This window comes from Nioella ostreopsis (genome assembly GCF_004000255.1).
GTDB classification, from domain to species: Bacteria; Pseudomonadota; Alphaproteobacteria; order Rhodobacterales; family Rhodobacteraceae; genus Nioella; species Nioella ostreopsis.
In genome coordinates this window covers 1-12,908 of record NZ_RCIQ01000022.1, presented here as the reverse complement: position 1 = coordinate 12,908, position 12,908 = coordinate 1, and the positions used below count along the sequence as shown (strand labels likewise).

The window sequence follows — 12,908 nt, the reverse complement described above, 5'->3', positions numbered from 1 at the left end:
GCCGGGTCATTGCCGCTAACAGACATGAAAACCTGCAAGACCAGACAGCCGGAGGATTTTCCATGACAGACCCGCTTCGCCTTGGCATCGCCGGGCTTGGGACCGTGGGCGTGGGCGTTGTGAAGATCGTCCAGCAAAGGGCCGATCTTCTGGCCGCGCGCACTGGCCGACCGGTGACGATCTCGGCGGTATCGGCACGCTCCCGCGACAAGGATCGCGGCGTCGATATCTCGGGCTATGCGTGGGAAGACGACCCGGTGGTTCTGGCCACCCGCGACGATGTGGATCTGTTCGTGGAACTGATGGGCGGCTCCGACGGCCCTGCCAAGGCCGCGACCGAGGCTGCCATTGCAGCGGGCAAGGATGTGGTCACCGCCAACAAGGCGATGCTGGCCCATCACGGGCAGGTCATGGCCGAGGCCGCCGAAGCCGCTGGCCAGGTGATCCGCTTCGAGGCCGCTGTTGCAGGCGGGATCCCGGTGGTCAAGGCCCTGACCGAGGGGCTTGCGGGCAACGAAATCAGCCGCGTCACCGGCGTGATGAACGGCACCTGCAACTATATCCTCACACGGATGCAGTCGGCGGGCCTGTCCTACGACGAGGTCTTTGAGGAGGCCAACCAGCTCGGCTATCTGGAGGCCGACCCCAATCTCGACGTGGGTGGGATCGACGCGGGCCATAAGCTGGCGCTGCTGTCCTCCATCGCGTTCGGCACCCAGGTCGATTTCGACGGGGTGGCCCTGGAAGGCATCGGCCAGGTCACCATCGAGGATATCAACCAGGCCGCTGAACTGGGCTTCCGCATCAAGCTGCTCGGCGTCGCCCGGATGACGGGGCGCGGGCTGGAACAGCGCATGACGCCGTGCCTCGTGCCCGAAAACAGTCCCCTCGGTCAGTTGGAAGGGGGCACCAATATGGTGGTGCTGGACGGCGATTCCGTGGGCCAGATCGTGATGCGCGGGGCCGGAGCCGGCGAGGGTCCGACCGCGAGCGCCGTGATGGCCGATATTCTGGACATCGCGCGCGGCATCCGCCTGTCCACCTTCGGCCAGCCCGCGACCTCGCTGATCAAGGCCAACCGCGCCGCCGTGGCCACCGCCGCGCCCTACTACCTGCGCCTGACGCTGAAGGACAAACCCGGCGCGCTGGCCAAGGTCGCCGCCGTTCTGGGCGATTGCGGCATCTCCATCGACCGGATGCGCCAGCGCAGCCATGGCAGCACCGACGCGCCTGTTCTGATCGTGACCCACAAGGTTGCCGCGCCCTCGCTGCAGGACGCGCTGGAAGCGCTGCCCAAGACCGATGTGGTCATCGGCCAGCCCGTGGCCCTTCGGATCGAGAATGTCTGACCGTCGTCACAGGGTCGAAACGGTCAGAGCGTAAACGTCAACGGGGGGCTCCCCCGCCTTGTGCCGACACCCCGGTGCGAGGTAAAGATTTCCAAACGGCCCAAGAAAAACTGGATTGTCCCAAATGTCTCATCCCACCGATTTCAATGACCGCATGTTGTCCCTCGGCCTCGCCCGCGTGTCCGAGGCCGCTGCCATCGCCTCAGCCAAGCTCATCGGGCGCGGCGACGAGAAAGCTGCGGATCAGGCGGCGGTCAACGCCATGCGCGACCAGCTGAACATGCTGGATATCGCCGGGATGGTCGTCATTGGTGAGGGTGAGCGGGACGAGGCCCCGATGCTCTATATCGGCGAAGAGGTGGGCACCGGTGATGGCCCCGCAGTGGACATCGCTCTTGACCCGTTGGAAGGGACGACGCTGACGGCGAAGGACATGCCGAACGCGCTGACCGTGATCGCCATGGGCCCGCGCGGGTCGATGCTGCACGCGCCCGATACCTATATGGACAAGCTGGCCATTGGGCCGGGCTATCCCGAAGGCATCGTGACGCTGGACATGGACCCGGCCACCCGCGTCTCGGCCCTGGCCAATGCCAAGGGCTGCCTGCCGTCGGATATCACCGTCTGCATTCTCGAACGCCCCCGGCATGAACAGATGATCGAAGAGGTGCGCGGCACCGGCGCCGCGATCCGCCTGATCACCGATGGTGACGTGGCGGGCGTCATGCATTGCGCCGAGCCTGATATCACAGGGATCGACATGTATATGGGCCGGGGCGGCGCGCCCGAGGGCGTTCTGGCCGCCGCAGCGCTGAAATGCATGGGCGGGCAGATGTATGGCCAGCTCGTCTTCCGTAACGATGACGAACGCGCCCGCGCCGCCAAGACTGGTATCACCGATCTGGACCGAATCTATTCGCGCGATGAGATGGTGACAAAGGACGTGATCTTCTCGGCCACCGGCGTGACCAACGGCTCGATCCTCAACGGCATCAAGCGTGAGGTCGGCTGGCTGACGGTGGAAACGCTGCTGATGCGGTCCAAGACCGGGTCGGTGCGCAAGATGATCTACCGCAACCCCTCTCGCTGAGGCATGACCGGCGCGTTCCTTGACGTCGAAAGCTCCATCACCGGTCGCCGGTGGGTCGGGCTGAGCGCGGGCGAGGAACGGCTGGCCGAGGCATTGGCCCAACAGGCTGACCTGCCACCCGCCGTGGCGCGGGTGCTGGCCCGCCGAGGCGTGGCACCCGAGGCGGCCCAGGGTTTCCTCGCCCCTGCCCTGCGGGACCTGTTGCCCGACCCACGCAGCCTGAAGGACATGGAAGCCGCCGCCGCGCGCTTCCTTCAGGCCGTCAAAACGCGGGAACGGGTGGCGATCTTTGCCGATTACGACGTCGATGGTGGCAGCTCTGCCGCGCTGCTTATCGACTGGCTACGCCAGATGGGGCGCGCCGCAACGCTCTATGTCCCCGACCGGATCGACGAGGGTTACGGCCCCAATGAGGAGGCGATGGCGGCGCTGGCGCGTGACCATGACCTCATCATCTGCGTTGACTGCGGTACGCTCTCACACGGCCCAATCGCGGCAGCCAAGGGCGCCGACGTGATCGTGCTGGATCACCATTTGGGCGGGGCGGACTTGCCCGACTGCGTGGCCGTGGTGAACCCGAACCGGCAGGACGAGGACGGATCGCTCGGCCATCTCTGCGCCGCCGCAGTCGTCTTCCTGATGCTGGTCGAGGCCAACCGCCAGATGCGCGCCAATGGCACCACCGGCCCCGACCTGATGGCGATGCTCGACCTCGTGGCACTGGCCACCGTTGCCGATGTGGCGCAGCTGACCGGCGTCAATCGCGCCTTCGTGCGGCAGGGCCTGACAGTCATGGCGCGCCGCAACCGCCCCGGTCTGGTGGCGCTGTCCGATGTCGGGCGGCTGGATCGCGCGCCAAGCGCCTATCACCTTGGCTATGTGCTCGGCCCCCGCATCAACGCGGGCGGGCGCATCGGCAAGGCCGACCTCGGCGCGCGTCTGCTGGCGACCGCCGATATGGGCGAGGCCATGCAACTGGCAAAGCTGCTGGACGATCTCAACACCGACCGGCGAGAGATCGAGACCCGTGTCCGCGAGGCCGCCCTCGAACAGGCCGAAGCGCGCGGGCTAGAGGCGCCGCTAGTCTGGGCCGCCGAGGATGGCTGGCATCCCGGTGTCGTGGGCATTGTCGCGAGCCGCCTGAAAGATGCCACCAACCGCCCCGCCGTGGTCATCGGCTTCGATGGGGATGAGGGCAAGGGCTCTGGCCGCTCCATCGCGGGCGTGGATCTGGGGGCGTCGATCCAGAAGCTCGCCGCCGAGGGGCTGATCACAAAAGGCGGCGGCCACCGGATGGCGGCGGGGCTCTCGCTAACGCGGGCACAATTGGACCCAGCCATGGACCGCCTCTCCGACCTATTGGCCCGCCAGGGCGCGGGCGAGGCCGGCCCCGCCGATTTGCGGATCGACGGTCTGTTGATGCCAGGCGGTGCCACGGTCGAGCTGATCGAGATGCTGGAGGCTGCAGGCCCCTATGGTGCCGGTGCCTCCGCCCCGCGATTCGCCTTTCCCGCGCAGACCGTCCGGTTCACCAAACCCGTCGGCGACGGCCACCTGAAACTGAGCTTTTCCGACGGCGGCCCCGTGGTGATGGACGCCATCGCCTTCAACGCCCGTGCGACGGGTCTGTCCGACATGCTGGAAAACCACAATAGCCGCCCCTTCCACCTGGCCGGACGCATCGAGGTCAACCACTGGAACGGCCGCCAGAGCGTGCAATTGAAGCTTGAAGACGCCGCCCCCGCCTGAGCGGAAAAAAGTTTCGGCACGTATGTTTTTTCCCCTTGCGTGGGTCCCGGGCATTTCATAAACACCGCCTCACGCCAGACACGGCGCGGCCCCGACCGCCCGCTGGCACCCAAGAGTGGCCCGTTCGTCTATCGGTTAGGACGCCAGGTTTTCAACCTGGAAAGAGGGGTTCGATTCCCCTACGGGCTGCCACTTTTCAAAAATTTCTCTTAATTATCAATGCTGTGGCATTGAGCCTCAAACACCACCCGCCATCTTTCCCACCAATAATTCTGCGCTTGGATACGTTCTCCTGCAGCCCTTTGCAGCTTCGGCAAGTTCCCAAAAATGCGCGGTAATAGGATTCTGTAGGAACATTCGCTCAATTGACTTGAACCCTGCTGAGCGCTCCCCACATCGCCTGTCCCACACACCCGCAACCATAAAGGGACAGACATGCAGAATCCTGACAATATCTTCCTCTCGGTCGACCAGGTCGCCGAGCGCTTCTCGGTTTCCACTGACTCGATCTACCGGTGGAAACGCAACGGAGACTTTCCGAAAGCCGTGAAACTCGGCCCCGGAACCACCAGGTGGCGTCTCAGCGATCTTGAGGACTGGGAAAAAACGAGACGCGCGTGCCTTGCGACCCATCTCGACTGGGCACCGACCGGCCTCACACCCTCGCTTGCCGACCAGTGATCGGAAATGGATTTCGGGAGGCGGGTTCCACACTCACTACCTCCTGAAATCCGAGTCCATTCGCAAAATTTCTGATTCCATCTCAAAGAGACGCTGCCTCTTGCGGGTGTTTTCGCCATATTGCCAACCTGGAAGTGCCTACGGGAGTTCAGTGAAACTACCAGCGCTAGCTCAATGTTTTTTTGAGCGTAGGGATGGTCCCGCATGTGCTTGGAGCGTTTCTTGTTCTCAAGAATTTCGATCTATCACTAAGCATCACCATTTCTGACGAGTAACACAGCTGTTGTAGTTGTGAATTTCTTCAGGGTTCAAGGGTTGAGCGCGCGAGGATAAGGTGACAGCGTTCCGGGATAACAAATAAGTTGGGGCGTAGCGTTTCTTATGAGCACGGATATCAAATCACTCGGGTCTTTCGTCTGGTCCATCGCTGAACTGCTGCGGGGCGACTTCAAGCAATCCGAGTATGGCAAGGTCATCCTGCCCTTCGTCGTGCTGCGTCGTCTCGATTGCATCCTTGAAGAGACCAAATCTGCCGTTCTCGACATGGCAGGCAACCTCCCTGACGACATGGACGATGATGCGCGTGATACCCTGCTCTCCGGCGTCGTCGGACAAGATATCCGCATCTACAACCTGTCCCGGTTCACCTTTGCCTCGCTCAAGGGGCAGGACGCCAAGGACATCCACAAGAACCTGATCGACTACATCACCAAGTTCTCGGGCAACGTCCGCGATATCTTCCTCGACAAGTTCCTGTTCACCGACCAACTCAAACGCCTGAACGATGCCGGTCTGCTCTATCAGGTCTTCGACAAGTTCACCCAGATCGACCTGCACCCGAACGCCATCTCGAACCTCGAAATGGGGTATCTGTTCGAAGACCTGATCCGCCGCTTCTCCGAAATCTCGAACGAGACGGCAGGAGAACATTACACCCCGCGCGAGGTCATCCGCCTGATCGTCTCGCTCCTGCTGATCAACGACAAGGACGCGTTGACCGGGTCGGGCGTCATTCGCCAGGTCTACGACCCCGCCGCAGGCACGGGCGGGATGCTCTCCATAGCAGAGATGGAGATGAAGGCGCTGAACGACCGCATCCGCGTCGAACTCTTCGGGCAGGAACTGAACCCCGAGTCCTTCGCAATCTGTAAGTCCGACATGCTCGTGACCGGGCACAACCCCGAGAACATCGCCTTCGGCAACACACTGACCCAAGACGCTCACGCCACCAAACGCTTCCACTACATGCTGTCGAACCCGCCCTACGGTGTGGACTGGAAGAAATACGCCGACCCGATCAAGGACGAGGCAGCGGAGCAGGGCATGTCCGGTCGGTTCGGCGCGGGTCTGCCCCGCATCTCGGACGGGCAGTTGCTATTCCTGCAGCACATGATCTCCAAGATGCGCAACGACGAACAAGGGTCGCGGATCGGCATCGTTATGAACGGGTCGCCCCTCTTCACCGGCGGTGCTGGATCAGGCGAAAGTGAGATCCGCCGCTGGATGCTTGAAAACGACTGGGTCGAGGCGATCATCGCGCTGCCGACCGACCTCTTCTACAACACTGGCATTCAGACCTATGTCTGGTTGCTCACCAACCGGAAGGACACCGCCCGGCGCGGCAAGGTGCAACTGATCGACGCCAGCGGAGAAAGGTTCTGGAAATCGATGCGCAAGTCGCTCGGGTCCAAGCGCCGCGAAATCCCCGAGACCGCCTGTGACGAGATTGCCCGCATCTACCACGACATGCTGAACGGCAACGAGGGGTGGGAGGATGTCTCGAAACTCTTCGCGACGACCGACTTTGGATATCGTGAAATCCGCGTCGAGCGCCCGCTGAAACTCGCCTTTGCCGTGACGAAGGAGGGTCTTGAGGCGTTGAGGGACGCCAAACCGTTCCAGCGCCTCGAAGATGATGCGCGCGAAGGCGTCATGGTGGCGCTGCTCCACCACTTGTCTAAAGACGAGCGATGGATCGACCGTGACGACTTCGACAAGGCGCTCTCCGCCGCCCTCCGTCGCGCGGGCGTCAAGATCGGTGCGCCAGTCAAAAAGGCGATCCTGTCTGCACTCTCGGAACGTGATGAAGATGCCGAGGTCTGCACCGACAAAAAGGGCAATCCCGAACCCGACACCGATCTGCGCGATCACGAACTGGTGCCGCTTTCCGAGGATTGGCGCGCCTATGTGCAGCGCGAGGTTCTGCCCTTCGTCCCCGATGCCTGGGTGGATGAGAGTTACACCGACGCAGCAAACGGCGGAGTCGGGCGTGTCGGGTATGAGATCAACTTCAACCGCTACTTCTACAAATACGTGCCGCCGAGACCGCTCGACGAGATCGACGCCGAGTTGAAGGCGCTGGAAGCAGAGATCGCGGGTCTGCTGCAGGAGGTGGTTGAGTGAGGTTCGACAAACTCAAACGTCTAGTCGATCCTGCGAGACCGATCACATACGGCATCGTGCAAGCGGGACCCGAGTTCGAAGGCGGCATTCCTTACATCCGACCTGCTGACATGATGGACGAAACTGGTGTCAAAGACTTTGGATCGATCAAACACACCAGTCCCGAGATCGCGCAACAGTATCGTAGGAGTGCAGTGAAAACGGGCGATCTTATCATCTCTATCGGTCCCTCGTTTGGCAAGGTCATGGAGGTTCCGGCAGAACTTGACGGCGCGAACCTTACGCAGGGAACAGCACGCGTCGCACCCGGACGTAACCTGCACGCACGTTTCGCATTCTGGTGCCTGCGCAGTCATCACTGCTATTCCCAATGGGAAGCATCCATCGGCGGTGCAACTTTTCGCGCACTGAACCTTGGTCCACTTTCTGAAACCCGCATTCCACTCCCCGACCTCGCGACCCAACGACAGATTGCCGACTTTCTGGACCGTGAGACCGCAAGAATAGACCTGCTGATCGAGAAAAAGCGGCGGTTGGTGGCGTTGCTGGGGGAGAAATACGAAGCGACCGCCGCTCAACTAAGCACTGGTGAACGATCCCAAGAAGATAAGTTCGACAGCGGTATCGACTGGTTGGGGTCGATACCAAAGTCGTGGAGTATCGAAAAACTAAGTTGGCACTTCTACGCCGCGAAGGGCAAAGACGCACAAAAATACACCAAAGAATATTGCGGCGCGAACGAAGGCGAGTTCCCCGTCTATAGTGGTCAAACTGCGAACGAAGGAGTTATGGGGCGAATAGACACCTACGACTATGACTTCGGTGAAACAGGCGTTCTATTTGCAACAACTGTCGGCGCGAAAGCGATGGACCTGCGTCACTTGCAAGGAAAGTTCTCTCTATCGCAGAACTGCATGATCATCATTCCGCGACAGCAGATTCCACTGAAGTTTTACCTCTACCAAATGCGCGTCCTGTTTCGTAAGGAGCGGCAACTTATACCAGACCATATGCAAGCGTCTTTCAGGGTCGAGGATCTATATCGGTATCGCATCGCCGTGCCGCCGCCGGATCTAGCATCTGAGATCGGTGCGAAAATCGAAAAGGCGGAGGCGGCACTCAAGGCAGTCGTCGAACCTGTGAACGCCTCCATCGACCGCCTCAAAGAATACCGCTCCGCCCTGATCACCGCCGCTGTCACGGGTCAGATCGACGTGACGACCTACGCCAAATCCGGCACCCCCGACCGCCGCCTCGACGCCATTCAAGAGGAGATGGGCGCGTGACGGAGTATGTGGTCAATGTGCCAGAGGAACTCGAAGACGAGTTGTCCAAGAGTTTCGCATCTGGGCGGATCATCGAGTTCACCGAGCAAGGTGAATACGTTGAACTGAAAAAGGTCCAAGTCGACCGCCTAGGCGGATTGAAGATCGAAATATTCTCCAACGAACATCCACCACCGCATTTCCGCGTCAAGTTTCAGGGTTCCACGGCGAACTATCGCATAAGCGACTGTCAGCGGATCAACGGAAGCGGTGAGGTTGTTCGCTTCGAAAACAACATCCTCAAGTGGTGGAAGTCGAACAAGCAGAAACTGATCGACACATGGAATGAGCGACGCCCCACGGATTGCCCTGTCGGCGTGTATCAAGAGAGTTGAATGGACGCATTCATGACCACCACCCACACGACCGCCGATATTCATCAAGAGAAGGTCTTTGAGGCGCATATCGTCGCCTGCCTGACCGCCGATCAGGGATACATCGAACGCATCTGCGCGTCCCACTATGACGTTGCCCATGCCCTCGACACCGAGTTGCTGTTCCGCTTTCTCAAGACGACGCAACCCGACGCGTGGCAGGTGCTGGAAGATCACTACAGCGCGCAGGCAGAGGCAGAGGTTCTGAAACGTCTCGACAAGGCGTTGAAAGACAACCCGACCCATGTCGTGCTGCGCGAGGGCATCAAACTGGTGCCGAACATCCGGTTCGCGCTGTGCTTCTTCAAACCCGCGTCGAACCTGAACCCGGACCTGACGCGTCTGTATGAAGCGAACATCCTGTCCGTGATGCGGCAGGTGACCTATTCGGCGAAGAACAAGAACGCCATTGATCTGGTGACCTTCGTCAACGGCATCCCCGTCGCGACACTGGAAGTGAAGAACCTGCTGACCGGGCAGAACGTCAAACACGCCGAAAAGCAGTATCGGCAAGACCGCTCCCCCGCCGGCGAACCGCTGTTGACCTTCAAACGCGGTGCCATCGTCCATTTCGCGGTCGATCAGGACAACGTGTCGATGACGACGCGCCTGATGAACGGCAAGACGCGGTTCCTGCCCTTCAATCGCGGGCGCGACGGCGGTGCCGGAAATCCCGATGTGCCAGGCGAGAACCGTGTCGCCTATCTCTACAAGGATCTGCCCGAGGCGAAGGCAGTGTTCTCGCGCGAGGTGCTGCTTGACCTGATTGGGCGGTTCATCCATCTCGAACGCTCGGGCGGCAAAGAGGTTCTGATCTTCCCCCGGTTCCAGCAGTTCGACGCCGTGCGCAAACTGCTGTCAGACGCGCGTTCCAAGGGCGCAGGACAGAACTACCTGATCCAGCACAGTGCCGGGTCGGGCAAGTCGAACACCATCGCCTGGACCGCCCACCAGATCATCAATCTGCATGACGAAGACGACCAACCGCTCTTCGACACCGCGATCATCGTGACCGACCGCTTGGTGCTTGACCGGCAATTGCAGAACACCATAGGCGGGTTTGCGCAGATCGAAGGCGTGGTGCGAAAGATCGACGGCACGTCCCGCGATCTGAAAGACGCGATCCTGAAAGGCGCGCGGATCATCATCACGACGATCCAGAAATTCGGCACCGAGCATCTGGCAACCATTTCGGGTCAGGGTGGCAAGAACTTCGCCGTGATCATCGACGAGGCGCATTCGTCGCAGTCCGGCAAAGCGGCGCAGGCGATGAGCGATGCGCTGACCCGCGATGCCGCCAGTTCCGACACCATCGAAGACATGGTTCTGGCGTTTCAGAAGGCGCGTGATCCGCAGAAGAACATCTCGTTCCTCGCCTTCACCGCGACACCGCGCAACGTGACGCTGGAACGCTTCGGTCACATCGGATCAGACGGCAAACCGCACCCGTTCCACCTCTATTCAATGCGCCAGGCGATTGAGGAAGGGTTCATTCTGGATGTGCTCCAGAACTACATGACCTACAAGGCATACTACCAACTCGAAAAAACCATAGAAGACGATCCTGCCTTCAAAGGACGCAAGGCACAGTCACGGGTCGCCCGTTATGCCTCGCTACACCCGACCGCCATCGATCAGAAGGTCGAGGTGATTGTCGAACACTTCCGTCGTCATGTTGCCAAGGAACTGGGCGGTCAGGCGAAGGCGATGATCGTGACCCAGAGTCGCGAGCACGCCCTGCGCTACTGGCAGCGGCTGAACGAATACATCGCGCAAAAAGCATACACCGAGGTCAAGGCGTTGGTCGCGTTCTCGGGTGATCTGAACATCGATGGCGATGTCTGGACCGAGGCGACCGCAAACGGGTTCGCCGAGACGGAACTGCCGAAGAAGTTCGACACCGACGAGTTCCAGATCCTCGTCGTTGCCGAAAAATACCAGACCGGGTTCGACCAACCGAAACTGGTCGCGATGTATGTGGACAAGAAACTTGCCGGATTGCAGGCAGTGCAGACCCTTGCCCGGTTGAACCGGACGCATCCCGGCAAGACCCGAACCTTCGTCCTCGACTTCCAGAACACGATGGAAGAAGTAAAAGAGGCGTTCTCTCCCTTCTTCGAGGCAACGGCACTCGAAGAACGCACCGATCTGAACCAAATCTACGATCTTGAACAGCGCATCTCGTCATCGACCTACATCCATATAGACGAGGTCGAACGGTTCGCTGATCAGTTCTTCAAAGGCGATCTGACGACGCAAGACCGTCTCAAGTTGGAAGGCACCGTCCGTCTCGCGGTGGATCGCTTCGAACTGGATGAAGATGAGGCACAACAGGAAGAGTTCCGGCAACTCCTGAAGAGTTTCCAACGGTTCTACGCTTTCGTGGCACAGGTGGTCTCGCTCAACGATGCGTGGTTGGAGAAACTTTATGCCTACACGTCATGGTTGTCGCGTCTGCTGCCGTCGCGCGACGTGCCTGCCGATATTACCATTACCGACGACATGTTGAACTTGTCCGCGTTCAAGTTGCAGAAGGGTGAAGAGGGCAGTGCATCCTTGAGCGCCGGTGAGACCCGAACGCTCGACCCAATCACCGAGTTCGGTGCGAACCCCTACACCGAAGAAGAAGAGAAATCGCTGTCGGAGATCATCGACTCGTTCAACGAGCGGCATGGCACCCAGTTCTCACGCGAAGACTTCCTGCGCTTCGAGCGGGTGACGCGCGATATCATGGACGAAGACATGACCGAGATGGTCAAGAACAACCCGGCAGACGTGGTCTACAACGCGTTCTCGCAGGCGTTCTTCCAAGGCATGGTGAAGATGTTCCAGCAAGACAACGAGATGCGGAACATCGTCATGACCGACAAGGATGCGCGCGAGCAGGCAACGCGGCACTTCTTCAAACGGGCGCAAAGGCAGGCGCGTCAAGGATAAAGTGAATGCGCCGCTGGGCTTAAAGCGGCGTTATAATGAGGAGCATGTGATCGAGCGTGGAAGACTATCGGAAACTCGTCGAGGAATACGAAAAGAAGATCGCAGAGCAAAAGCAGCACTGCGGGCTAACGCTCGTCGATCCACGGAAGTTCAGAAACTACTACGACCGACCTCAAGGCGCAGTTGATACAAACATGCTGTATCTCGGATACGGTCGAAACGCGTGGCACAGCACTTGGATCAACAGATATTACCCCGGTTCGGTGTCATTCTTCGAGAAGCAGTTGAGGGACACCGCTGAAGGACTGAGGGTTCAAGGATCTCAGTTCAAAATCTCCAATCGCCCTGCCATCGTTCTGAACTTCGAGATCGCACAAATCGCGATCATGTCAGTGAATGACCGTCCGTTCGCGAGTTATGAGGACCTGCTTGGTGAGGTGAAACCTTGGGACCTGAATGCATTCTGGGCATCTCCAGCATTCCAGCAAGCAAACTGGTTGCTTGTCTTTCGTCTGAGCGGTTGGCGCCCCGACCTCTTTCCAAAGAACTCAGGGGGGCAGAGGGCGGAACCGCAAGGGGCGGGTAGAACTCTGAAATGGACCGGAGTCGAAAAAAGCAGGTCATTTGATGGGTTCAGGGGTTTTCGCGACGAGTTCTACGAACTTCTCCTGCGTCTGAATCGCCCGTATGTCTGTTCGTGCGAACCATGCTACCGAGATGGACTCGCGGATTCGAAGGCATCAGTTTGAGCACATATTCCTGTATATCATGCACTTACAAAGTTGGACAATTAGTTAGACAAAAATCCGTAACCTATAGTTATTCATAGCAGGCTATGCATTGAAAATCCTCGTGTCAGCGCTTCGACCCCACCCCCATTTCCCACCAATCCCCTCAGCATTCCTGTCGATGCCACCCGTATAACTGAATCAGTCAATCGCTGCATTCATACGGAGACACACGAGCATGACGAATGGAAATCCCTACGAGGGAAGCACCT

The 12,908-nt window shown here is 59.6% G+C and carries 9 protein-coding genes and 1 tRNA gene; all 10 read left to right on the top strand.

The features are described 5' to 3' along the window. The first annotated feature begins 62 nt into the window (after positions 1-62). The 10 genes from EP237_RS18440 to EP237_RS18395 all read left to right on the top strand — a co-directional run bounded on the left by EP237_RS18440 (position 63) and on the right by EP237_RS18395 (position 12,657). Entirely contained in the window at positions 63-1,349 is a 1,287-nt protein-coding gene (locus EP237_RS18440) for a homoserine dehydrogenase (RefSeq protein ID WP_127562367.1), read from the top strand. 124 nt (positions 1,350-1,473) lie between these two features. Beyond that, entirely contained in the window at positions 1,474-2,439 is a 966-nt protein-coding gene (gene glpX, locus EP237_RS18435) for a class II fructose-bisphosphatase (RefSeq protein ID WP_127562366.1), read from the top strand. Between the two features lie 3 nt (positions 2,440-2,442). Beyond that, a complete protein-coding gene (recJ, locus tag EP237_RS18430; RefSeq protein WP_127562365.1) occupies positions 2,443-4,188 on the top strand; it encodes a single-stranded-DNA-specific exonuclease RecJ in 1,746 nt (581 codons plus the stop codon). Positions 4,189-4,305: 117 nt separating this feature from the next. Then, a tRNA-Glu gene (locus EP237_RS18425) sits at positions 4,306-4,380 on the top strand. A gap of 243 nt (positions 4,381-4,623) precedes the next feature. Then, a complete protein-coding gene (locus EP237_RS18420; RefSeq protein WP_127562364.1) occupies positions 4,624-4,869 on the top strand; it encodes a helix-turn-helix transcriptional regulator in 246 nt (81 codons plus the stop codon). Between the two features lie 381 nt (positions 4,870-5,250). Beyond that, a complete protein-coding gene (locus EP237_RS18415; protein ID WP_127562363.1) occupies positions 5,251-7,272 on the top strand; it encodes a type I restriction-modification system subunit M in 2,022 nt (673 codons plus the stop codon). After that, positions 7,269-8,558 carry a restriction endonuclease subunit S gene (locus EP237_RS18410; protein WP_127562362.1) on the top strand — a complete coding sequence of 430 codons (1,290 nt, stop codon included), beginning with the start codon at positions 7,269-7,271 and terminating at the stop codon, positions 8,556-8,558. The genes EP237_RS18415 and EP237_RS18410 overlap by 4 nt, the downstream gene beginning before the upstream one ends. Then, positions 8,555-8,932, top strand: coding sequence for a DUF4160 domain-containing protein (locus tag EP237_RS18405; protein ID WP_164744757.1), 378 nt, complete (start codon positions 8,555-8,557; stop codon positions 8,930-8,932). The genes EP237_RS18410 and EP237_RS18405 overlap by 4 nt, the downstream gene beginning before the upstream one ends. Beyond that, on the top strand, positions 8,933-11,908 hold the full coding sequence (locus tag EP237_RS18400; RefSeq protein WP_240661691.1) for a type I restriction endonuclease subunit R: 2,976 nt from the start codon (positions 8,933-8,935) through the stop codon (positions 11,906-11,908). It begins immediately after the preceding gene. A gap of 56 nt (positions 11,909-11,964) precedes the next feature. Further along, on the top strand, positions 11,965-12,657 hold the full coding sequence (locus tag EP237_RS18395; RefSeq protein ID WP_127562360.1) for a hypothetical protein: 693 nt from the start codon (positions 11,965-11,967) through the stop codon (positions 12,655-12,657). The last annotated feature ends 251 nt before the right edge of the window (positions 12,658-12,908 follow it).